Genomic DNA, 22,377 nt, shown 5'->3' with positions numbered 1-22,377 from the left:
AACGATGTTGCGCATCTCCTCCGCGGTCGTCTCGCCGCTTCTGCTCCTCGTCTCCCTCCTTCCCGCCGCCGCAACGGCAGCAGGCGAGGAGCCGGCTGTCCGTTCCCCGGTCGTTACAACGGTTGCCGCCACGCGACCGGAGACCACCGGTCGGATCAGGATTGCCCAGACCAGCGGCTCTCCCTTCACGATGACCCCGGCCGGCAATGCGCCGGCATCGGAAGGCAACTCCGGGTCGAGCCCGGCTTTCCAGCTTCCCGCAGGCGCGCCGGACGCGCTGGCCCGTCCGACGCCGCCCGTCGGCGCGCCGAACGAGCTGCCGAATCAAGCGCCACCCGCCGATGCGCCATTCCACATGCCGGGTGCCCCGGCCCTGCCCGCCCCCCAGCAGCAGGCGGCCACGCCGCAGGCGCCGAAGGGGCCGGATCGCTTCATCATCCCCTTCGATCGACTCTCTCTGCAGGGCGAGTATGATTCCCGCTCCTGGACCGTCTATCTGACCGAGGACGAGGTCGCGAAGCAGGCGACCCTGATGCTTGCTTATGTGAATGCCGTCCTCGTCATGCCGGAGGTGTCCAGGCTGAAGGTCTCGATCAACGGCCAGCCGGTGATCGAGACGCCGATCGCCTCCTCGACTGGCCCGTCGCGGCTTTCCATGGCCGTCCGCAAGGGCATCCTGCGTGCGGGCGCCAATCTGGTCCGTTTCGAGGTCTTGCAACGGCACCGCACGGATTGCGGCGTGCAGGCCACCTATGAGCTCTGGACCGAGATCGACAATGCAGGCACTGGCCTCACCTTCTCCGGTGGCCGCGTTCCCCTCGTCGGCGGCCTGGAGAATCTTCCTGCCGTCGGCGTAAACGTCGACGGCACGACTGCCGTGCGGGTCATCACGACCAATCCGTCCGACCCAACCACTCTTTCGCGCGTGATGCGGGCGGTACAGGGTCTTGCGCTCCGAGGCCATTTTGCGACGCCGACCGTGTCCGTCCTCGCTTCCGCGAGCGGCCCTGCGACGCCGGGGGTCATCACCATGGTGATGGCGCCGGCGCCCGAGCTTGCCAAGCTGATGGGCGCGCCGCCGACGGAAGCCCAGCAGCGGGCCGTGGCGGGACTGGTGCGTGACAACCGGATCGACGGTCCGGTCCTCGTCGTCTCCGGTCCAAACGCACAGTCGATGGATGCGGCGATCGAACGGCTGAACGCGGTAACGCCGCCGTCCCCGACCTCGCTGAGCACCGCGACATTTACCGCGCCGGATGCTCCCCTCTTCGTTGGAGCGCGCAGCGTGCGCCTTGCCGATCTCGGCGTGCCGACACAGGAATTTTCCGGCCGCCGCCTGCGGGTGCGCTTCAACATCGGCCTCCCGGACGATTTCTATGCCTCCGTCTATGGGCAGGCGATCTTCCTGCTCGATGCCGCCTTCACCGCGTCCGTGCAGCCCGGCAGCCACGTCGACCTCTATGTGAATGGGCAGATCGCCTCGAATCTGCCGATCACGTCCCGTGGCGGCGGCCTGTTCCAGCGGCAGCCGATCAAGATTCCGCTCCACAATTTCCGTCCGGGTCTCAACCGCCTTTGGCTTGAAGTCGTCCTCGACACGGAGGCCGACGACCGATGCCTGCCCGGCGCGACCCTGCCCGGCGATGATCGTTTCGTGCTGTTCGATTCGTCCGAATTCACCATGCCGGACTTCGCCCGCATCGGCCGCGTGCCAGACCTCGCCGCCTTCGCAGCCGCGGCCTTTCCCTATAACCGGGAGACAGATCCGCTGGCGCTTGTGCTCGCCCGCCCCGACCTGCCGACCGCCTCGGCAGCCGCGACCCTTATGGCCCGCCTTGCGCTGAACAACCGCATGCCGGTTCCGGTGGAGGCTCTCGCCGCGACCACCTCCGTTGCCGATCGCTCCGCAATCTTCGTCGGCGGCGTCGGGCAATTGGCCAGCGGCATTCTCGGACAGGTCGGCATTGCCGAAACGTCGCGGGTAAGTTGGTTGGCCGGGCCCGCTGAAGGCGGCGCGCGCGCCTCCGGCACCAGCGCGCAATATGACGACGTGCTGCAGCGTTTCCGCAACCGGCAACGTGCCAGTGAACAGGTGGGCAACGCCAACCAGAACCCGGGCGGACAAAGCCCGAGCGCGCCCACCAGCCCATCCGACAACGACACCTATGAGCGCTGGCGCGACAACATTTCCGGCATCAGCCTGCGCAGCATCCTGAACGGCTTCGAGAACTGGATGCAGAAGACGTTCGACATCTCCTACGCCTCGCTGCGCATCGGCAGGCAGGAGCAGGCCATGTTCGAGCCGCCCTCGCGCACCACCGTGCTGCTTGCCCAGGGCAGTTCGCCGAGTGGCAACCGCACCTGGACGCTCGTCACCGGCCGCACCTCGGACAGCCTGGCCACCGGGCTCGCCGAGCTTGTGGTGCCGGAGCTGTGGGATCGGGTAGCAGGCCGGGCCTCGGTCTACCAGTCCACCGCAGGGACGATCGAGAACCAGAACATCGTGACGTTCCGTTTCATGATCACCGAGCCGCTCGGCCTTGCGAACTTCCGCATGGTCGCGGCCAACTGGCTGTCGGTCAACATCGTCACCTATGCGCTCATCCTGGTACTGTGCGGCAGCGTGCTCGGGGTTTCGACGGCTTTCCTCCTGCGGCGACTGGGGCGCAATTGATGAAGCGATTGGCCGCTTTCCTCGCCGGCGCGCTGATGCTGGCGGTCAGCATCCACCCGCTCAGGGCAGAACCCCGCGATGCCATGATTCCGAACGACGCGTGGAAGCAGTATCTGGCGCGTTTCGTCGACAGCAGCGGTCGGGTCGTTGACGATGCCAATAACCAGATCAGCCATTCCGAAGGCCAGGGCTACGGTATGCTTCTGGCCTTCCTGGCCGACGACCGTGCCGCGTTCGAGCGAATCTGGAGCTTTACCCGCACGGAGTTGCTGATACGCGACGACGGGCTGGCCGCCTGGCGATGGGATCCCGGCAAGAGTCCTCACATAACGGACGTGAATGCCGCGAGCGATGGCGACCTGCTGATCGCCTATGCGCTCGCGCGGGCCGGCGAGAGCTGGAACGAACCCGGCTATACCACCAGCGCACGGCGCATCGCCAAGGCCATCGGCAAGGTCATGGTGATCCAGGCCCATGACCAGACGCTGCTCCTGCCCGGCGCGAAGGGCTTCTCTGCCGCGGAACGCCCGGACGGACCCATTCTCAATCCGTCCTACTGGATTTTCGAGGCTCTGCCGGTCATGGCGCAGTTGGCGCCGGAGACCAACTGGAACGCTCTCGGCCGATCCGGGCTCGACATCATCAGGGCGAGCCTCATGGGGCCGGCGAAACTGCCGCCGGACTGGATCTCCTATGCGAACGGCACCCCCCGACTCGCCGACGGCTTCCCACCCGTCTTCGGCTATAATTCACTGCGGATCGTCCTTTACCTCCTGCGCGCCGGCATGAAGGATGCAACGGTGCTCGCGACTTTTCAGAGGAACTGGCTCACAACGAACGGAGGAGTCGCCGTCGTCGACATCAAGAGCGGGCGGATCGTGACCCGGCTGACGGAACCCGGCTACCGCATGTTGGGAGCGTTGCTTGCCTGCACCACCGATGGCGTAAACATCCCCGACGACCTTCGCCAGTTCCAGCCGACGCTGTACTATCCTTCGACGCTGCATCTCCTCAGCCTGGCCCTCGTCCTCGAGAAATATCCGCAATGTCTCTGAACCGAGCTCTCCTTCTGGTTTTGCTGGGCACGGCGGTTGTGCCGGCCATTGCCCAGCAAATCGAATTGCCCGGCTCCAAGTCTGCGGACAAGCAGGACACGCCCAAACCGGAAACCAGCGGTGCCGCTCAGGCAGCCGGCACCACCCCTGCGCCGCCTGCCGGCAATCCCGCGCCAACCAGCCCCGGGGCGGGAACGCCCGCGAGCGGCACCAATGCCGCCGTCAAGGCCGGGCCGAAGGTAACGGTGGACGAATCAGCCTTGCGCTATTTCGCCTCGCAGGGCGACACCCGTCGCATGGACGCGGAAATCGCCCGCCTGCGCGCCCTCTATCCCGACTGGAACCCGCCGTCCGATCTCTATGCGCCCATCGCACAATCCGATGCCGAGCTGGAGAATATGTGGCGCCTTTTCGGTGAGGGGAAATACAGCGACGTGCGCAGTGCCATCGCGGCGCGCCAGGCCTCCCAGACCGGATGGACGCCGCCCGCGGATCTGCTCGCCCGGCTCGACGAGGCCGAGGCGCGACGCCGGCTGGTGAACGCGTCCGACGCCCAGCAATGGGCGACCGTCCTGCGGGTCGCCACCGATACCCCGGCCCTGCTCACCTGTGCCAGCGTCGATGTCATCTGGCGCGTGGCCGAGGCCTTCGTGAAGACCAGCCAGCCGGATCGTGCCCAGGACGCCTACACCTATGTCCTGAACAATTGCACCAATTCGGCCGAGCGGGTCGCGACCATTCAGAAGGCGATGGGCACTCTGGACGACAAGCGCATCGACCAGCTCATGACCCTGGAACGGAAGAACCCCGACAGCGTCGGTGAGTTCAAGGCTCTGCGCGAGGAAATGCTGCGCCGCAAGGTTGGGCAGGCGGCTCTTGATTCCAAGACGCTCATCTCCCAGGACGAATTGACCGCGATGGGCGAACTCGCGCGCGCCGCCAAGGGCGCCGGCGACCCCCTGGTTCTTGCCTGGTATCTCTATCGCCACGACCAGCAGGCTGCGGCTCTCGAATGGTTCAAGCTGGCGCTGGATCGTGACGGCGGCGCGAAGGCTGCGGAAGGCTACGTACTTACCATGGTGGCGCAGGGCCGCGCCGTTGAGGCCGAACCCATCGCCTATCAATGGCGTGACTCTTCCCCCGAGAACCGCAAGGCCTATCTCGACACCGTCGTCAGCTTGCTCACCACCGATCCCCCGATCCTGCTGGACCAGTCGGTCATCGATCATTTCAGCCCGATCGTGCTGGGCTCGAAATATGTCTCGGGTGCCCAGGCACTCGGTTGGTACGCTTACAACACCGGCCAGTTGCCCATCGCGCTCACCTGGTTCCAGACGGCCGTGAACTGGGCTCCGAACGACGAGCCCTCGGCTTATGGCCTTGCGCTGACCTTGTTTCGCCTCAACGAGACCGCGGCGCTGAACGACGTCGTCGCACGCTGGCGCGGCCGATCGGAGCGCATCATGGCGCTGACCGATCCTGTGCTCCGGGCGCGCCTTGCGGCCGAGGAAGCCGCCAAAGCGGCGGCGAACCCGCAGCTCAACCAGCAGCTCCAGGCCCAGCAGCAGCAGCTCCGCCTTATCGACCCGGTGGGCGCCGCTGCGGCTAGGGCGCGTGCAGGACTGGACATGAACAGTGTCGGTCCGGTCAACGCTGCCCGAGCCGTGGGTGCACCGGCACCAGCGGCCAGCCGCATACCCGCGGCCTATGGGACGGCGCCGGCGGCCGTTGGCAGCCAGCCGGCGGCTTCATCCAACGTCATGTCCTATCAGCAGAATATGCCGGCGGCCGTTGGCGGGCCCGCATTCCCGGCGGCTCTCGGCACCACGGCCAGAGCCTACGGTACCTCTGCCGTTGCGGCACAGGCGGTGCCTATGCAGACAGCGCGGGCGCCCCTTTCGGCTCAGGCCTCAGGCCCTGCCGTCGAACCGGCCGGCACATCGGTCATCGTCCGCAAGGGCGCGCCCGAACCGCGTGTCTCCACGACGCGCTCACGGGGCCAGGTTGCTACTCGTTCGGGCCGCGGTTGCCTTGCGAACACGCAAAACGCCTATCGCTCCGGCCGGATCACGCCGGGTGCGGCGGTGTCGCGCGGCTGGTGCCTCATGGACCTGAACCGGCCGATGGAAGCGGTCGAGGCCTTCGATCTGGCGCTGAAGAATGGCGCATCCGGCAAGACGGCGGAAGACGCTGCCTATGGCAAGTCGCTCGCCTATATGCGCAAGAATCTGACCAACGATGCGCAGATCGCAGCGACTGAAACACCGCAAACGCCGCGCCGCGCTACTCAGCTCAACGTCGACATCCTCGCCCAGCGGGCCATCACATCCTACAAGGACGATCGCTTCGTGGAGGCCATCATCGCGCTCGACGAACGGGCACGGCTGGTGCCGGAGGATCAAGGCCTGATGATGATTCGCGGCTGGTCCTATTTCCACCTGCGCGACATGCAGTCGGCAGATCGGATCTTCAAGGCGCTGGCCGCCGCCGGGAACAAGGACGCGCAGGCTGGCGTTTTTGCCATCCTCGATTACACCCGCAAATACCGCTATTGATCCTGCACGGCCCAGCAGACGCGCCGCACCGATGGTGCGTCTGCGGCCACGCACATCCGGTGCCGTCCGCGTAGCCGGGAGGATGGCGGAAGAGAGTGGGGGTCGAACCCACCAGAGACCGGCTCGCAGCCTCTCCCGGATTTGAAGTCCGGACATCGCACCGGCGATGTTTCTCCTCCATCCGACCTCGCGCGAGTCGGTCTTCCGTCGAACAGCTCTGGAAAGCTTTCCGATCAGGTACAATAACCTGAGCGATGAGAAAGTGCTCCAGATTCACATATCCTGACCCGTTTCCGATCGCAGAAATCGATCGGCGGGACATGCACCAGGCGATCCTTGCAGCGTCCGGCAAGGCAGTATGCCGCGCGCCGCCCTATTCCGCCGCAGGTCGATCCCGAACCTCGCCAACCTCCTGTGGCGACGCACCAAACAGGTCAAGCCGGTGCGGATTGATGCGCCGCAGATCGCCCCGCCGCAGGGTGACGCCGTGACGATCGAGGAATTCCAGGATCTGGATCGCTACCTTACGCCCGACCTGAGGACGACCGGCATCGAGTTCCTCGCGCTCGATCCGATCGCGAAAGCCAGCTGCGGTGAAGGCTTCCTTCTCGCCCTGTGCCGCTAGTTCGCCGACCATCGCAACGAGGTGAGCAACGGTCGAGCGGCGGAAGAAGTGGTCATGCGCCACCTCGTCCACCCGCCCCATCCGGGCAAGGAGCTTCATGAGCCGACGCACCTCCGGCTCTTCACTCCCGATGAGGCCGGCAATATCGCGTACCCTCGGCGGCCTGTAGCGGCCCTCCCCGTCGAGGAGCGGCGCGATCGCTTCCCAGAGTGCCTTGTCCCCGGCGGTGAGGCGAACCTCATGTTCGGGCAGCCGTAGCCAGGCTCCGTCAATCACCACCGCTCCGGCCGTGGCAAACATACGCAGTGCACCGATGAAGGCGACCTTCGGAAGACGCGGCGTGAGCGCAAGCCGCAATTTCTCGATCCCCATTCCAGGCAGGTCGGGATTTTCCCCGTGGAAGGTCTCGAGCGTCGCCACGACGTCCCGGCGAACGGTCTCGAAGCGCGCCGCGGCAAGCGCAACCCGTTCCTGCGCCGGTGGCAACAATACGAGATCGAGCGCACCTGCCAGAACATCCGCCGCCGATTCGCACAGGGCATGATCCCGGGTGAAGGCGTCGATCTCGACAAAGAACGGCGAGATGCCGAACAGCGCACCAAGTGCTTCATCCGGCTGCGCCAGGGCGAGCGCGTCGAGCTGGGCGAGCCTCCCAGGCCCCCGGCGTTTGCGGGCCGGCGGGCGCAGATCGAGCAGCCGCCCGCCGCCTACCGTTCTTTGGGCAGAGGTATCACGAACCACATAGCGATCCCCGACCGCGGCAGCGATAGGATGATCGAGCACGATCTGCACGCGTGCCGTCACGCCCGGCGCAATCGTCTCGCCGTCGAGCGGCACCAGCCGCGCACCGGTCTCCGTGGCGCCGTGATGAAAGCGGACGGGAAACCAGGTTCCGATCGGCCTCGGTTCGGTTCCCAGCACGGCAAGCGTGGCATCCAACCGATCGGTCGGCGCGTGCAGGCTCGGAGCCAGCACCACGTCGCCGCGGCCGACCCGATCCGGCGTGATACCGTCGCCCGCGAGGTTGAGTGCGCAGCGCTCTCCCGCCCGCCCCTCTGCAGCGGGACAGTTCTGCGCGTGAATGGAGCGTATCCGCGCCGGCAGGCCCGCGGGCGAGACCATCACCCGGTCATCCACTCGCACGACGCCGGACAGCACCGTGCCGGTGACCACCGTGCCGGCGCCCGGGAGGCTGAAGCTCCGATCGACGGCGAGCCGGAAGCGGCCTTCGGCATTGCGCGCCGCACGGCGGGCAGCCATTTCCACAAGGCGCGCCTTGAGTTCCGGAATCCCTTGGCCGGCCGTGGCCGAGACCGCAAGCACCGGTGCGCCGGCGAGCCCCGTATCGGCCAGCAAGGCCTCGATCGCGGCCGCCACCTCCGCCCTGCGGGTGTCATCGGCCAGATCGGCCTTGGTGAGCACGACCAGACCTTCCGTGATCCCGAGCAGATCGAGCAGCGCCAGATGCTCCCGCGTCTGCGGCATCACCCCGTCATCGGCAGCCACCACGAGCAGCGCAACGTCGATGCTGCTGGCGCCCGCCAGCATGGTGTGGATGAAGCGCTCGTGCCCGGGCACATCGACAAAGCCCAGAACGCCCGCCTCGGTCGGCAGATAGGCGAAGCCGAGGTCGATGGAAATGCCGCGCGCCTTCTCTTCCTTCAGCCGGTCGGTATCGACGCCGGTCAGCGCGCGCACCAAGGTCGTCTTGCCGTGATCGATATGTCCCGCCGTACCGACGATCATGGACCGCCCTCTTCCAGCCGAAACCCGGAAAGCGAGGCAAGAAAACCGGCCTCGTCTTCAAGACAACGCAGATCGAGGAGCAGCGCACCTTCAGAAATGCGACCGATCACCGGCACGTCCAGAGCCCGCAATCCGGCGGCCAGTCGGTTCAGGGCACCACCCCCGGCCTTGGAGCGAAAGGAGAGTGCCTCGCTCGGGATCTGTTCGAGAGGCAATGCGCCCGAGCCGATCTGGCTGCGGCAGGACACGACCTCAACCTGAAAGGTAGGGCCGACATGCCGAGCAACCGGTTCGAGAAGCCGCTCCGCCAGTGCCGCGATCTCCGCTTCCGGCCGCGCGAGCAGGCGCAGCGTGGGCAATCGGGCCGCGAGCCGATCGGGATCGCGATAGAGCCGCAGCGTTGCCTCCAGCGCCGCCAGCCGCAGCTTGTCGACGCGCAGCGCCCGCTTCATCGGGTTGCGGTTGATGGCCGCGACGAGGTCTTTCCGCCCCACAATGAAGCCGGCTTGCGGACCGCCCAGCAGCTTGTCGCCGGAGAAGGTGACGATGTCCGCTCCTTCGGCTACCGCCTCGCGGACGGTCGGTTCATGTTTGAGGCCGTATCGGGCGAGTTCGACCAGCGTGCCGGAGCCGAGATCGTTGATCAGCGCCACACGCCGCTCTGCCGCCAGCCGGGCGAGATCGCGAGCGCTTACCTCGCGGGTAAAGCCCTCGATCCGATAGTTCGAGGTGTGGACCTTCAGCATAAGGCCCGTCTCGGGTCCGACAGCCGCTACATAGTCCTTCAAATGGGTGCGGTTGGTCGTGCCGATCTCGACCAGTCGCACGCCGGCGCGCGCCATGATGTCCGGCATGCGGAAGGCGCCACCGATCTCGATGAGTTCGCCACGGGAGACCACCGCCTCGCGCCCGGCGCCCAGCGTGTTGAGCACCAGCAGCACGGCCGCCGCGTTGTTGTTGACGATGGTGGCATCCTCGGCCCCGGTCAGCTCGCGCAGCAGCTCGCGAACATGTTCGTCGCGCTCCCCTCGCCCGCCAGTTCCAAGGTCGAATTCGAGCGCCAGTGCACCACGCATGGCTGCCGTCGCCGCTTCGATCGCCTCCTCGGCCAGCAGGGCTCGGCCGAGATTGGTGTGAAGGACGGTGCCGGTCAGGTTGAAGACCGGGCGTAGGCCGGATCGCCCACTCGCCTCGAGGGCGGCAAGCGCCAGCTCCGCGACGGTGTCCGCCCTCGGCACGGCCGCGCCACGCCGCACGGCCTGCCTCAGGCGGTCAATTTCCTCGCGCACGGCGCGGGTCGCCTCGCCGCGGCCATGCCGATCGATCAGGGGTTCGGCGGCCCCACTCCTCAGCACGACATCGACGGAAGGCAGAGCGCGCAACGCGCGAGACATGTCGTCACTGATGGCGTCCTCGCCGACGGCGTCCTCACTCATCGCACCCTCAATAGCCGAGCAGATAGGGATTGAAGGCGGCGCGCCGATAGGGGCCCTCCTTCATGAGCAGGTCGAGCCCAAGGCTCACCACATCATCCGCTACCGGATCGAGGCTGGGATCCTTGTTCTGGTAGAACACCTTCACATAGGACCGACAATGGTCGCACGTTTCGGCCTTTATGGTCTCCGGCCCGCCGTCGATCCCCTGATACCCAATGCCCTTGGTCTCGCCGCAGGACACGCAGCGAATACGGACGAAATTCCACTGGACGTTGCAGAGCGAACAGACGCAGTAGCGGCTGCCATGGGCATGCGGACGATCGACAATGAGCGAGGCGACCGGCGGCCCTCCGCAAGCCGGGCAGAGGCCATCGCCCACCGGCACCAGCCGTTCGGCATCAAGGCGGGCTGCAAGGCGCGAAACATGGAGCTCAAGGGCCGCCGCGACATAGACATGCTCGGCGAGGCGCTCTACGGCAACGGCGTGGCCAAGCAGATCGCCCACCATCTCGCCAAGGGCGGCCCGGTCGGCCGCAGCCACCGCCTGCAAGGCATCGGCGGCGGCTTCCGGCTTCGGCAGGGGGGCGACTTCCGAAAACAGCCGGCGCAGCGTTATCTCCAGCGCATCATCACATTCGATGGTTCCGCGGTTCAGCGGCGGCATGCCATGCGCGCGCGCGCGCTCCACAGCCGCGTCTGCCGGCGGATCGAGTTCGGGCAGACCCGGAAGGATTGCAGCTTGTGCCCGCGAAAGACCGGCAAGGAAACGCAGATAAGGGCCAAGCGGACTGTAAGGCGCGGCATAATCGAGCCGATCGGCCCGGCTCGCGAACAACTGCGCGGGATCCGGAAGGACCACGAAGGGCGGCGTCGAGACCTCGCCAATGGCGGTCGGATCCGGCTGGATAGAACTCGACAAGCAAACCTCCACGAACCCCACGGGCCACGTGTCATAAAGCCCAGCAACCAATTGGGCAGCGCCTCTGTCATCTCTCCAAGAGAAAGAGACGGACCACGCTTACCGATCACCCTAACCTAGCGCGACCGCCCGTTCCGGCGAGCACGTGAAGCTCAAGAACCGTCACTCCGCGGGAGAATGCGGCGGCGCATTGCGACCGTTCCCCGGTCGTGCCACCAGTTCCCGCAACCATTTGCGATGATGCCGCCACGCCCAGCCGCCGGTGACGTGCCCCCTAGTCATTGCGCTGAAGGTTCCACGCACCCAGATCGCCGCATAGACGTGGACGATCCAGACGCAGATCGCGAGCACCGCCGCGATGGAGTGCACAAGGATCGCGATACGCTTCTGCTCGATGGTGGTAAAGGGATAGAAATACTGGTCCCACATCACGATGCCGCTGGTGATCAGGACCGCGATGAGCCCGGACATCGACCAGAAAACAAGCTTCTGCCCGGCATTGTATTTGCCGACTTCGGGCATCTTCTCCTCGTGCCCGGCCAGCAGGTCTCCGGAATGGGCCACCCAGTCCACATCTTCACGCGCCGGCAGGTTCGCCCGCCAGAATCGGAAAAACAAACCGAGGAAGGAGAAAAAGAGTACGACGCCGATCCACGGATGGATCGCTCGCGTCCACTGCCCTCCGCCGAACAGCGCGGTAAGGAAGAACAGCTTCGGCGTGAACAACGCCATGCCGGACAGGGCCAAAAGCACGAGGCTGGCAGCCGTGATCCAGTGATTGAACCGCGCGGGTCCCGAATAGCGATCCACCGTCACCGGGCGGCCGGGATGCACCGCATCCCCGGCTTCCACATCATATTTTTCAGAGGCCGGCGGCGGGACGGTGGAGTGCCGTTCGTCCGAGGGCGTGCCGGTCATGTCGTCCTCCCTGCCTCATGACCATCGGAGGGTGTGGAGCCGGAAGGCGCCACGCCTGTCAGCCGTTCGGCATTCGCCTCATCCTCGGGAGAAACCCGGTTCGGGCCGGCGATGAGATGGTGGATGAAGCCCGCTGCCACCGCGAAGCCCATAGCGGCGAGGCCGACATATTTGGTCACGCCCTTCCACGTCTCGACGATGGGCGAGATGCGCGGATGGTCCGGCAGCCCGGCATAGATCGAGGGCTTGTCGGCGTGATGCAGCACATACATGACATGCGTGCCGCTGACGCCCGGCGGATCATAGAGCCCGGCATTGGCGTAGCCGCGAGACTTCAGGTCCTTGATGCGGAAATCCGCCCAACCTTTCATCTCTTCCTTGGTGCCGAACACGATGGCTTGCGTCGGACAGGCCTTCTGACAGGCCGGTCCCTGCCCCACGGCGATGCGATCCGAGCAGAGCGTGCATTTATAAGCGCGATGATCGGCCTTGGAGACCCGCGGTATGTTGAAGGGGCAACCCTTGATGCAATAACCGCACCCGATGCAGTTCTCGTGGATGAAATCCACGATGCCGTTGGAATATTGCACGATCGCGCCGGGCGAGGGGCAGGCCTTCAGGCAGCCCGGATCCTCACAATGCATGCAGCCGTCCTTGCGGATGAGCCATTCGAGATTTTCCGTCTCGGGGTTCACCCACTCGGTGAAGCGCATCAGCGTGAAGCTGTTCTCGGTCAGGTCCGGCGGATTGGTGTAGGTGCCGTCGCTGATCCCGATCTCTTCATGCAGGTTGTTCCACTCAAGGCATGCCGACTGGCACGCCTTGCAGCCGATGCATTTCGTCACGTCGATCAGCTTGGCGACCTCGGTCAGCCGCTGGGCCGGAGGCGTGATCTCGGAAGCCGAACGGCGGATAAGGTCGGCGTCGCTGAACCGCGCCTTGGCTGCCGCGGGATCGACGGAGGGATTCGGAATGGGTGGAAACATGGTTCTCCGCCTCCCTCAACTCGTTGCCGGTCCGCTGGACGCTTCAAGGTTCACGAGGAAGGCCTTGAACTCCGGCGTCTCGATATTGGCGTCACCCACGAAGGGGGTCAGCACATTGGCGGGGAAGCCCTTGCGCGCGGCGCCGATGAAGCCCCAGTGGATCGGGATGCCAACCACATGGATCGTCTTGCCGTCGCAGGTGAGCGGACGGATGCGCTTCGTCACCATGGCCTTGGCGTAGAGCGAGCCGCGCTTTGACCAGACCCGCACCCAGCCGCCATTGGTGATCGACTTCTCCTTCGCCAGCTCCTCCGAAAGTTCGACGAAGGACTCCGGCTGAAGGACCGCGTTCACGTGATTGTTCTTGGTCCAGTAGTGGAAATGCTCCGTCAGACGATAGGAGGTCGCGGCATAGGGGAATTCAGGCGACGCGGTCTCGGCGAACTGGCTGAGATCATCCTTGAACACGCGCGCGACAGGGTTGCCCTTGATCTTCGGGGCAACGACATTCACCACCGGGCTTTCGAACGGCTCGTAATGCGCGGGGAATGGCCCGTCCCGCATCATGCCTCGGGTAAACAGGCGCGAAACGCCCTCCGGGTTCATGATGAACGGCCCGACATCATGCGGCTTGGCGGTCGGCGCGATATCCGGCACGTCATAGCCGGCCCATTTCGCGCCGTCCCATTCGATCAGCTTGCGCGAGGGATCCCACGGCTTGCCGTCGATGTCGCACGAAGCGCGGTTGTAGAGGATGCGCCGGTTCGCCGGCCAGGCAAACGACCACTTCAGATACATGCCGGTATCGTCGGGGTCGGAATTGTCCCGTCGCGCCATCATGTTCCCGGCCTCGGTGAAGCAACCGGTGAAGATCCAGCAGCCCGAGGCCGTTGTGCCGTCGTCGCGCAGCAGGCCGAAGCTCGCGAGCTGCTTGCCGGCCTCCAGCACCTTCTTTGTCGGATCGGCAGGATCCATCACGTCGGAAATGACGTATCCGTTCATCTCCTTCGCCAGTTCCTCCGCCTTCGGCTCCTTCGGGTCCGCATAGCGCCAGTCGAGATTGACGATGGGATCCGGGAAGGCGCCACCTTCCTTCGCATAGAGATCGCGCAGGCGCAGGAAGACGCCTGCCATGATCGCACTGTCAGTCTTGGCTTCGCCGGGAGGCGAACCGCCCGGCCAATGCCACTGCAGCCAGCGCCCCGAATTGACGAGCGAGCCCTCGTCCTCGGCGAAGCATGTAGTGGGAAGCTGAAGCACCTCGGTCTTGATCGCGGAGGGGTCCGCCGGATTGTAGACGCCGTGGTTCTCCCAGAACCGGGCGGTCTCGGTCTCCAGCGGGTCCATGATGACGAGCAGCTTCAGCTTGCCGAGCGCCTCGGCGAGCTTGGCCTTGTTCGGCACCGCCTGCAGCGGATTGAACCCCTGGCAGAAATAGAGGTTCATCTGCCCGTTCTTCATCATCTCGAAGGCGCGGAGGATGTCGTAGGAAGGCACGTCGAGCTTCGGGAGCCAGCTATAGCTCCAGTCGTTCTCGAGGGTCGCCGCCTTGCCCCACATCGCCTTCTGGAAGCTGACGAAGAACTTCTTGTAGTTCTGCCAGTAGCTCATCTGGTTCGGCCGCAACGGCTTGAAGCCGCGGGTCGACATGTAGGTGGCGAAGTCCTTCTCCTTTTCGGTCGGGATATTGAGATAGCCCGGGATAAGGTTCGACATGAGGCCGAGGTCGGTGAGCCCCTGGATGTTGGAATGTCCGCGCAGCGCATTCATGCCGCCGCCGCGCACGCCGATATTGCCCAGGATGAGCTGGAGCATGGCCATGCCGCGGATGTTCTGCGCACCCTTTGAATGCTGCGTCCAGCCAAGCGCGTACATCGAGGTCATGGTCTTGGTCTTGGACGAACACTCGGCCACCATCTCGCACACCTTCAGGAACTTGTCCTTCGGGGTGCCGCAGATGCGGTTCACCATCTCGGGCGTGTAGACCGAGACGTGCTCCTTCAGCAGGTTCCACACGCAGCGCGGATTCTGCAGGGTGTCGTCCACCACTGCATAACCGTCCTCGCCGATAACGTAGTCCCAGCTCGACCGATCGTAGTCGCGCTTGGTCTCGTCATAGCCGGTGAACAAGCCGTCCTTGTAGGCAAAGCCGTCCTTCACGACGTAGGCGGCGTTGGTGAACGCCTTGACATAGTCCCACTGCACCTTGTCGTTCTGGATGCAGTAATTGATGACGCCCATCAGGAAGGCGATGTCCGAACCCTGCCGGATCGGTGCGTAATAGTCCGACACCGATGCCGAGCGCGTGTAGCGCGGATCGACGACGATCAGCTTCGCACCGCGATTGGCCTTCGCCTCGGTGACCCATTTGAAGCCGCACGGATGAGCTTCCGCCGCATTGCCGCCCATGATCACGACAAGGTCGGTATTCTTGATGTCCGTCCAGGCGTTCGTCATAGCGCCACGGCCAAATGTTGGGGCGAGACTCGCCACCGTCGGGCCGTGTCAGACGCGTGCCTGATTGTCGAACGCTACAATTCCCATCGAGCGCACCACCTTATAGGTGCACCACGCGGTTTCGTTGGTGGTCGCGGAGGCAGCGAGGAAGCCGGTGGTGGTCCACCGGTTCACCGTCACGCCGTCCTTGTTGGTCGCGATAAAATTGGCATCGCGATCATCCTTCATGGCCCGGGCGATCTTGTCGAGCGCCTCGTCCCATGAGACCCGCTCGAACCGGTCGGAGCCAGCCTTGCGCAGCATCGGGAACTGGAGGCGGCTCTTCGAATGGATGATATCCAGCAGCGCCGCACCCTTGGGGCACAGGGTGCCGCGATTGGTCGGGTGATCGCTGTCACCCTCGACATGGGTGATCTCCGCACGCTCGCCCTTCCTGAGATCGCCCTTCGAATAAAGGATGATCCCGCAGGCCACCGAGCAATAGGTGCAGGTGTTGCGTGTCTCCGTGGTGTTCGCGAGCTTGAAGGGCCGGATGGCCGCCGCCATCGCCTCCTCGACCGCGCCGAAGCCCATGGCTCCCAACGTGGTCCCCGCGAGCCCCGCACCCGCCGTTCGCAAGAACGCGCGCCGCGACAGCTCCATGTTCATCTCAAGTCCCTCCCGACCAGCTCTCGAGTCGCCGCAGGATTGACCCCGACGGGGTACGATCGGTTCCAAAGCTATTTTTGACCTTGTCCAATGTCAAACAGGCAAAAGGTCGAGCACTCAACACAAGCGCTTGAGATTGAAGCCGTTTCGAACGCGTTTCAGGCGAAGTGAAATTCGTTATTCCTCACCGAAAATAACGTTATGACTTTACGTAATATCCTCAACGTCATGTGAGCCGCCCGAGCCTGCCGATCGGTTGACGATGCTGATGCCGAGACGGCAAAGTGCACGTCATAGTGAACGAGATCGTCGCTCCCGCGTGCCGGGGCTCGAAGGATCGCATCGCTGCTCACGCCTTGCTGCCGGCAGTGACGCTGTTTCTGATGCTCGCGCCGCCCGGCGCGTGCGCCTCTTCATTGGGCGGATCCCAGGCACCTGCTCTTTCACCGCGGGATCTCGATGGTGTCGAATACCGTTTCGACGCGTTGCACGACCGCGCGGTGATCGTGCATTTCTTCGCCACCTGGTGTGCGCCATGCGGGGAGGAACCGGCGAGCCCATCTTTACCACGCCGCTCCCGTAGACTTTCCGATTCTCGTCGATGAAAACCGCGTGGCATTCCGTGCCTGGGGCTTCGACACGCCGCGCACCAGCTTCGGCAGCGACGGCACCGGCCGAAATGCGCGGGTCGTTGATGATCCTGTCGACTGGACGTCGCCTGCCGCTGCCGCAGCACTCGCTTCCTGCCCGTCACCCCGCATCCGGCCGACGCACCCCCGAGGACCTGCCATGCTCGACACCCCGACCGCCACCCCACCTCTGCGCCTCACCAGCCTGGCCCATGGCGGCGGCTGCGGCTGCAAGCTTGCGCCCGCCGTGCTGCGCGACCTCCTGTCCGATCAGCCCGCTGCGGGACCGTTCGCCAATCTTCTCGTCGGCACCGAAACCGGAGACGATGCGGCGGTCTGGGCGCTCGACGACGAGACCTGCATCATCGCCACCACCGATTTCTTCATGCCGATGGTGGACGACCCCTTCACCTTCGGCCGGATCGCGGCGACCAACGCCATCTCGGATGTCTATGCGATGGGCGGCAGGCCCATCCTCGCCCTCGCCATCCTCGGCATGCCGCTCGGCAAGATCCCGATCGAGATGGTGCGCGAGATCCTCAAGGGCGGCGCCAGCGTGGCGGGCGAGGCGGGGATCCCTGTGGCAGGCGGCCATTCGATCGATTCGCCCGAGCCGATCTACGGCCTTGCGGTGATCGGAACAGCGAAGCGCAGCGCCATCCGCCGCAATGCCGATGCCCGTCCGGGCGATGCGCTGATCCTTACCAAGCCGCTCGGCGTCGGAATCTACTCCGCGGCCTTCAAGAAGGAGGCGCTGTCGCCACCGGCCTATGCCGAGATGGTGGCCAGCATGACGCTGCTCAACCGCATCGGCACGGTGCTCGGCGGCGATCCGGCCGTGCACGCCATCACAGATGTGACCGGCTTCGGCATCCTCGGCCACGGGCTCGAAATGGCGCGCGGCTCGGAGCTGACGATCGAGATCGAGCGCGACCGGCTACCGCTGCTCGCCCACGCCGGAGAACTCGCGGAAGCCGGCTACGTCACCGGCGCGTCGCACCGAAACTGGGCGAGCTATGGCGAGGGCGTCGTTCTGCCGGAGGGCCTGCCGGACGCGGCCCGCCATGTACTGACTGACCCCCAGACGTCGGGCGGCCTTCTCGTGGCCTGTGCGCCGGAAGCGGCATCCGGGCTTGTCGCCCGGATGATCGCCGAGGGTTATCCCGCCGCCGCAATCATCGGCCGGGCGGCTGCGGGCGAGCCCGTCCTGCGGGTTCTTTAGGTCCGCAGCAGCGTTCATCCACAAGCTGGAGCCGACCATTGGCAGGCAGCGCTGCCGCACCTAGACTTCGCGCCCCGTGACGAACCGACGAGACCGGAATGGCCGCGACCACCCCCGCCCAGAACATCCAGATCGCCCGCCTCATCGCAGAGGAGATCGGGGCGCGTCCGCCGCAGGTGTCCGCGGCGGTAGAGCTGATCGACGGCGGAGCGACCATTCCCTTCATCGCGCGCTACCGCAAGGAGGTGACCGGCGGCCTCGACGACACCCAATTGCGCACGCTGGAGGAGCGGCTCTCCTATCTGCGCGAGCTTGAGGCGCGGCGGACGGCGGTGATCGAGTCGATCCGCACCCAGGGAAAGCTCACCGACGAGCTCGAAGGCCGCCTCGCGACGGTGACGACCAAGGCGGAGCTCGAAGACATCTACCTGCCCTACAAGCCGAAGCGCCGCACGCGCGCCGAGATCGCCCGCGAACGCGGGCTCGGCCCGCTGGCCGAGGCCATCCTCGCCGATCGCGGCAAGGTTCCAGCCGAACTTGCGGCTCCGTTCGTCACCGGCGAGGTCGTGGATGTGAAGGCCGCGCTCGAGGGCGCCCGCGACATCTTGGTTGAAAGCCTCTCCGAGAATGCCGACCTGCTCGGTTCGCTGCGCACCCATATGCGCGAGAAGGCGATGCTCCGAGCGAAGGTGGTGGATGGCAAGCAGGAGGCCGGTGCCAAATTCGCCGATTATTTCGACCACACCGAGCGGTGGTCCAGCGCCCCCGGCCACCGTGTTCTCGCCATGCTGCGCGGGCGCAATGAGGAGGTGCTGGACCTCTCGCTCGACGTCGATGCCGACGACGCCTCCCCGCTCAAGCCGGTGGAGCGCATGATCGGGAACGCCCTGCAGATCGCGGCGGACGGAAAGCCGGGCAGCCAGTGGCTGGCGGAGGTGGCGCGCTGGGCGTGGCGGGTTCGGCTGTCGCTCAACCTCTCCATAGACTTGATGACCGAGGCGCGCGAGCGTGCCGAGGAGGAAGCCATCCGCGTTTTCGCCCGCAACCTCAAGGACCTGCTGCTTGCCTCGCCAGCCGGTTCGCGCTGCACCATGGGGCTCGATCCCGGCATCCGCACCGGCGTGAAAGTCGCGGTGGTGGACGGCACGGGCAAGTTGCTCGGCACCTCCACCGTTTACCCGTTCCAACCGAAGAATGACGTGCGAGGGGCACAGGCCGAGTTGGCCTCTCTCATCGTCCGGCACAAGGTGGAGCTCATCGCCATCGGCAACGGTACGGCCAGCCGCGAGACCGATCGGCTGGTGGCCGACCTCCTCGCCGAGATGCCGGCGGAAAAGCGTCCCATGAAGGTCGTGGTCTCGGAGGCCGGCGCGTCGGTCTATTCCGCCTCGCAGACGGCAGCCAACGAGTTTCCCGACCTCGACGTGTCGCTGCGCGGCGCGGTTTCCATCGCCCGCCGGCTGCAGGACCCGCTGGCCGAACTGGTGAAGATCGACCCCAAGTCGATCGGCGTCGGCCAGTACCAGCACGATGTCGACCAGTACCGCCTCGCCCGCGCCCTGGACGCCGTGGTCGAGGATGCGGTGAATGCGGTGGGTGTCGACCTCAACACCGCCTCGGCCTCGCTGCTCGCGCGTGTCTCCGGGCTTGGCTCGTCACTGGCCGAGGCCGTGATCGCCCATCGCGACGCCAACGGGCCATTCCGCTCCCGCAGGGAACTGCTCAAGGTCGCCCGGCTCGGCCCCAAGACGTTCGAGCAATGCGCCGGCTTCCTGCGCATTCCGAACGGCAAGGAGCCGCTCGACGCCTCCTCCGTTCACCCGGAGGCCTACGGCGTCGCGGCGCGGATCGTCGCCGCCTGCGGGCGGGACGTGCGCACCCTCATGGGCGACAGCGCGGCGCTCAAGGCGCTCGACCCGCGCGTCTTCGTGGACGACACCTTCGGCCTGCCCACGGTGCGCGACATCATCGCCGAGCTGGAAAAGCCGGGCCGCGACCCACGGCCGGAATTCCGCACCGCGACCTTCAACGACGAGGTTCACGATATCAAGCAGCTGAAGCCCGGCATGCTGCTGGAAGGCACCGTCACCAACGTCGCGGCCTTCGGTGCCTTTGTCGATATCGGCGTGCATCAGGACGGTCTGGTCCACGTCTCCCAGCTTGCCGACCGCTTCATCAAGGATGCCCATGAGGTGGTCAAGGCCGGCGCCGTGGTGAAGGTCCGGGTGCTGGAGGTGGATGTGCCGCGCAAGCGCATCAGCCTGTCCATGCGCAAGGATGGCGCGGCACAGACGCGCGACGCCGGCCCCCAGCAAGACCGGACATCGCCAAAGGGAGCGGCCCGCGTGCCCCGGCAACCGGACACGGCACGCAATGCCGGCCCTTCCGGCGCGCTGGCCGCCGCTTTGGCGGAAGCGATGAAACGCGGCAAATAGAGGCCCGCAAAAAGGCCCGGCAATGCGCCGGGCCTTCGCTCTCATACAGGACGCTGGTCGTTACGCCAGCTTGTCGTCGTCCTCGACCGGTAGATCGAGCTCCGGCTCGTCGGGCCGCACGTCGATCAGCATGGCATCCTCGCGCGCCACATCCGCGACCGGCCTGCCCTCGCCTGCCGGCACATCGCTTTCCTCGTTCTGGGCCTCGGCGTCGGCCTTGTCCGAGGCATCGACATCCTTATCGTCGACCTCGGCGAGCGGCGGATCCTTCGGGCTGGTGACGGGCGTCGGGCGGTCGTCGAGCACCGCATCGACATTGGCGGGATCGACCACGACGGGGTTCTGGTCGAGCAGACGGGGATCGCGCATGGGACTGTCCTTCAGCTTTGAGATGTCGCCGGAATAAGCCCGCGCCGGTTGCGAACGTTCCACTCCACGAGCGATGTCCCTCGTTCATGCCCCAGCGGAAGTCGGCGGATTCGACGGGAACCGGAAACCTCCAACGGGCGTTGAATGGCTATGAACGCGGGGTCAGCCGACCCGCAGTGTCGAATGACCGGAGGATTTCATGAAGCGCCACCTCATCACCGCCCTCGCTGCCGCCGTCGCGCTTTCGGTTGCGGTGCCGGCTGCCTATGCGCAGTCCCCTGAACTCAAGAAGTTCGGCACCAGCAACCGCAATGCCCAGCTGAAGACGCATGAGCAGATCCGCAAGGAGCAGGTGCGCAAGAACGCTCACCGTCCCGTCTACGAGCCGCTGACCCACAATCTCTACAAGGGCAAGAACAGCCCGGGCCAGAAGCTGAAGCGCGCCGTCACCAACTGACGTAAGCTCGAGAAAATGGCGCCCGGTGCGATGCAACGGGCGCCATTTTCATGTGTCGGACACGTTCAGCCGCCAACGCCCTGAGGCAGCGCCGGAAAACCCCAAGCGGTCCGCCCGAACCTCCAGCTCTATGCCCCAACATCGCCTATGCCGGGGCTTCTTGTTGCCAGCGCTACGGATCAATCGCCCTTGGGATCGCTCAGCAGCTTTCCGGCCACCGCCCAATCGTCGCGCGACACTTCGGTGTAGATGATCTCCACATCTTCGGGCACGCAATTGAGGATGCGCACGCTCTCGCGCGTCACGGCCTCCGCGAAGGCCCGCTTCTGGTCATTGGTGCGGCCCGGAAGAAGTTCGACACGGATCGACGGCATGGCACTCTCTCGCTGAAAAGGACTGGAGCGTCGGTATCGCCCATTCGATCCAATGCGTCGAGAGCGGCAGTGGGATCGCGAACACGTACGCCGCCCGCGTGATTGTCGGACTGCCTGTGCACATGCCGCCCATTGCTCATTATCGGAGGCCACCGATGCCCTCCTGCTCCACCCGCATCCTCCTTTCGGGACTGGCCGCGAGCGCAGTCGCGGCGTGCCTGCTCGCGACATCCGCTACCGGCCGAACACGCGTCCTGCGACCCGCCCACCGGCGCTATGGCGAGACACTCCAAGCCGCGCTCGGCTTTGCCAACCGACAGGCCGTGACGACGCTGTGGATGGCTCTTGTGGAGCGCTGGCAGCGTCATGCAGGGCGACCATTGCGTTTCCATCCCGTCATCGATGCCGCGATCCTCTCCGCGCTCGGGACGGGGGTCGATCATGCCCTGCGACCGGCGTCCGAGGCGGACGGGACAGCGCCGGCAAAAAGGACGATCATCGCGACCTGCATCATCGCCGCCCTTGCGCTTGTCGCGGGCACGCGCAGGGTTCGCTGAACGCCGGAAGGAGCTTCCATGAACACCGCCAATCTGCAGCTCGAAGGCCTTATCGTGGTGCTTACCGCCCTCATGGACGCATTGCGGCGCAAGGGTGTGCTTTCGAACGAAGAGATCGCCGCCGTGCTCGACACCGCGGAACGGGCGGCACCGAGCCGGGCCAACGGGTCGGTGCTCAGTCCGGCGAATTGCGAGGCGGTGCAGTTTCCCATCCGATTCCTGCGCGCCGCGATGGACAGCACCGATGGCGATTTCGATTTCGCCAGCCTGACCTCCAGGATTCACGCCGCCGGCAGGACGCGCTCCTGAGCACGG

Annotated in this window: 17 protein-coding genes and 1 tRNA gene; 9 read left to right on the top strand and 9 right to left on the bottom strand. The window is 65.5% G+C overall.

Features of this window, described 5'->3' with window-relative positions; translation table 11 throughout:
* Positions 1 to 4 precede the first annotated feature (4 nt).
* Genes MWN34_RS09760 through MWN34_RS09750 form a run of 3 tightly spaced genes read left to right on the top strand, consistent with a single transcriptional unit; the run spans position 5 to position 6,284 of the window.
* Positions 5 to 2,674 carry a cellulose biosynthesis cyclic di-GMP-binding regulatory protein BcsB gene (locus MWN34_RS09760; protein WP_247028814.1) on the top strand — a complete coding sequence of 890 codons (2,670 nt, stop codon included), beginning with the start codon at positions 5 to 7 and terminating at the stop codon, positions 2,672 to 2,674.
* On the top strand, positions 2,674 to 3,729 hold the full coding sequence (locus MWN34_RS09755) for a family 8 glycosyl hydrolase (RefSeq protein ID WP_247028813.1): 1,056 nt from the start codon (positions 2,674 to 2,676) through the stop codon (positions 3,727 to 3,729). Before MWN34_RS09760 ends, MWN34_RS09755 begins: the two co-directional genes overlap by 1 nt.
* Positions 3,720 to 6,284 (top strand): hypothetical protein, encoded by a 2,565-nt coding sequence (locus MWN34_RS09750; RefSeq protein WP_247028812.1) that lies wholly within the window; start codon positions 3,720 to 3,722, stop codon positions 6,282 to 6,284. The genes MWN34_RS09755 and MWN34_RS09750 overlap by 10 nt, the downstream gene beginning before the upstream one ends.
* An 83-nt stretch (positions 6,285 to 6,367) precedes the next feature.
* Here the strand turns inward: MWN34_RS09750 and MWN34_RS09745 are convergent.
* The 7 genes from MWN34_RS09745 to fdnG all read right to left on the bottom strand — a co-directional run bounded on the left by MWN34_RS09745 (position 6,368) and on the right by fdnG (position 16,019).
* A tRNA-Sec gene (locus MWN34_RS09745) sits at positions 6,368 to 6,463 on the bottom strand.
* 194 nt (positions 6,464 to 6,657) lie between these two features.
* Entirely contained in the window at positions 6,658 to 8,655 is a 1,998-nt protein-coding gene (selB, locus tag MWN34_RS09740) for a selenocysteine-specific translation elongation factor (RefSeq protein ID WP_247028811.1), read from the bottom strand.
* On the bottom strand, positions 8,652 to 10,091 hold the full coding sequence (gene selA / locus MWN34_RS09735; protein WP_425532080.1) for an L-seryl-tRNA(Sec) selenium transferase: 1,440 nt from the start codon (positions 10,089 to 10,091) through the stop codon (positions 8,652 to 8,654). Before selA ends, selB begins: the two co-directional genes overlap by 4 nt.
* Before the next feature lie 7 nt (positions 10,092 to 10,098).
* Positions 10,099 to 11,010, bottom strand: coding sequence for a formate dehydrogenase accessory protein FdhE (gene fdhE / locus MWN34_RS09730; RefSeq protein WP_247028810.1), 912 nt, complete (start codon positions 11,008 to 11,010; stop codon positions 10,099 to 10,101).
* A 162-nt stretch (positions 11,011 to 11,172) separates the two neighbouring features.
* Complete coding sequence (locus tag MWN34_RS09725; RefSeq protein WP_425532088.1) at positions 11,173 to 11,826, bottom strand: formate dehydrogenase subunit gamma; 654 nt, start codon at positions 11,824 to 11,826, stop codon at positions 11,173 to 11,175.
* A gap of 98 nt (positions 11,827 to 11,924) precedes the next feature.
* Positions 11,925 to 12,914 (bottom strand): formate dehydrogenase subunit beta, encoded by a 990-nt coding sequence (gene fdxH / locus MWN34_RS09720; protein ID WP_247028808.1) that lies wholly within the window; start codon positions 12,912 to 12,914, stop codon positions 11,925 to 11,927.
* Positions 12,915 to 12,929: 15 nt separating this feature from the next.
* The gene (gene fdnG / locus MWN34_RS09715) at positions 12,930 to 16,019 is read right to left on the bottom strand and encodes a formate dehydrogenase-N subunit alpha (RefSeq protein ID WP_247028806.1); all 3,090 of its coding nucleotides are present in this window, start codon (positions 16,017 to 16,019) and stop codon (positions 12,930 to 12,932) included.
* 296 nt (positions 16,020 to 16,315) lie between these two features.
* Here fdnG and MWN34_RS09710 point away from each other — a divergent pair, with 296 nt between their 5' ends.
* From MWN34_RS09710 to MWN34_RS09700, 3 genes are all read left to right on the top strand, one after another.
* Entirely contained in the window at positions 16,316 to 16,624 is a 309-nt protein-coding gene (locus tag MWN34_RS09710) for a TlpA family protein disulfide reductase (protein ID WP_247028804.1), read from the top strand.
* A gap of 184 nt (positions 16,625 to 16,808) precedes the next feature.
* Positions 16,809 to 17,870, top strand: a complete 1,062-nt coding sequence (selD, locus tag MWN34_RS09705; protein WP_247028803.1) for a selenide, water dikinase SelD — start codon at positions 16,809 to 16,811, stop codon at positions 17,868 to 17,870.
* A 98-nt stretch (positions 17,871 to 17,968) separates the two neighbouring features.
* A complete protein-coding gene (locus tag MWN34_RS09700; protein WP_247028802.1) occupies positions 17,969 to 20,305 on the top strand; it encodes a Tex family protein in 2,337 nt (778 codons plus the stop codon).
* A 60-nt stretch (positions 20,306 to 20,365) separates the two neighbouring features.
* On the opposite strand, the gene MWN34_RS09695 is transcribed toward MWN34_RS09700, so the two are convergent.
* On the bottom strand, positions 20,366 to 20,674 hold the full coding sequence (locus MWN34_RS09695; protein WP_247028801.1) for a hypothetical protein: 309 nt from the start codon (positions 20,672 to 20,674) through the stop codon (positions 20,366 to 20,368).
* Between the two features lie 199 nt (positions 20,675 to 20,873).
* Here MWN34_RS09695 and MWN34_RS09690 point away from each other — a divergent pair, with 199 nt between their 5' ends.
* The gene (locus MWN34_RS09690; protein ID WP_247028800.1) at positions 20,874 to 21,131 is read left to right on the top strand and encodes a hypothetical protein; all 258 of its coding nucleotides are present in this window, start codon (positions 20,874 to 20,876) and stop codon (positions 21,129 to 21,131) included.
* Positions 21,132 to 21,310: 179 nt separating this feature from the next.
* On the opposite strand, the gene MWN34_RS19610 is transcribed toward MWN34_RS09690, so the two are convergent.
* On the bottom strand, positions 21,311 to 21,736 hold the full coding sequence (locus tag MWN34_RS19610; protein ID WP_281502944.1) for a 4-oxalocrotonate tautomerase: 426 nt from the start codon (positions 21,734 to 21,736) through the stop codon (positions 21,311 to 21,313).
* Here MWN34_RS19610 and MWN34_RS09680 point away from each other — a divergent pair.
* Complete coding sequence (locus MWN34_RS09680; RefSeq protein ID WP_247028798.1) at positions 21,661 to 22,062, top strand: hypothetical protein; 402 nt, start codon at positions 21,661 to 21,663, stop codon at positions 22,060 to 22,062. The two genes, MWN34_RS19610 and MWN34_RS09680, sit on opposite strands and share 76 nt — an antisense overlap.
* A gap of 18 nt (positions 22,063 to 22,080) precedes the next feature.
* On the top strand, positions 22,081 to 22,371 hold the full coding sequence (locus MWN34_RS09675; protein WP_247028797.1) for a hypothetical protein: 291 nt from the start codon (positions 22,081 to 22,083) through the stop codon (positions 22,369 to 22,371).
* The last annotated feature ends 6 nt before the right edge of the window (positions 22,372 to 22,377 follow it).

It is taken from the genome of Ancylobacter crimeensis (assembly GCF_023016805.1).
GTDB classification, from domain to species: Bacteria; Pseudomonadota; Alphaproteobacteria; order Rhizobiales; family Xanthobacteraceae; genus Ancylobacter; species Ancylobacter crimeensis.
This window is presented reverse-complemented; position numbering and strand designations above follow the sequence as displayed.

What these genes read in the sequence shown, in the direction of transcription:
- selD (WP_247028803.1), top strand. Translation starts at nt 16,809, where the DNA reads ATGCTCGACACCCCGACCGCCACCCCACCTCTGCGCCTCACCAGCCTG.
- fdxH (WP_247028808.1), bottom strand. Translation starts at nt 12,914, where the DNA reads ATGTTTCCACCCATTCCGAATCCCTCCGTCGATCCCGCGGCAGCCAAG.
- MWN34_RS09700 (WP_247028802.1), top strand. Translation starts at nt 17,969, where the DNA reads ATGGCCGCGACCACCCCCGCCCAGAACATCCAGATCGCCCGCCTCATC.
- MWN34_RS09675 (WP_247028797.1), top strand. Translation starts at nt 22,081, where the DNA reads ATGAACACCGCCAATCTGCAGCTCGAAGGCCTTATCGTGGTGCTTACC.
- MWN34_RS09760 (WP_247028814.1), top strand. Translation starts at nt 5, where the DNA reads ATGTTGCGCATCTCCTCCGCGGTCGTCTCGCCGCTTCTGCTCCTCGTC.
- selB (WP_247028811.1), bottom strand. Translation starts at nt 8,655, where the DNA reads ATGATCGTCGGTACGGCGGGACATATCGATCACGGCAAGACGACCTTG.
- MWN34_RS19610 (WP_281502944.1), bottom strand. Translation starts at nt 21,736, where the DNA reads ATGTCGCGAGCAGGCACGCCGCGACTGCGCTCGCGGCCAGTCCCGAAA.
- MWN34_RS09750 (WP_247028812.1), top strand. Translation starts at nt 3,720, where the DNA reads ATGTCTCTGAACCGAGCTCTCCTTCTGGTTTTGCTGGGCACGGCGGTT.
- selA (WP_425532080.1), bottom strand. Translation starts at nt 10,091, where the DNA reads ATGAGTGAGGACGCCGTCGGCGAGGACGCCATCAGTGACGACATGTCT.
- MWN34_RS09755 (WP_247028813.1), top strand. Translation starts at nt 2,674, where the DNA reads ATGAAGCGATTGGCCGCTTTCCTCGCCGGCGCGCTGATGCTGGCGGTC.
- MWN34_RS09690 (WP_247028800.1), top strand. Translation starts at nt 20,874, where the DNA reads ATGAAGCGCCACCTCATCACCGCCCTCGCTGCCGCCGTCGCGCTTTCG.
- MWN34_RS09695 (WP_247028801.1), bottom strand. Translation starts at nt 20,674, where the DNA reads ATGCGCGATCCCCGTCTGCTCGACCAGAACCCCGTCGTGGTCGATCCC.
- MWN34_RS09680 (WP_247028798.1), top strand. Translation starts at nt 21,661, where the DNA reads ATGCCCTCCTGCTCCACCCGCATCCTCCTTTCGGGACTGGCCGCGAGC.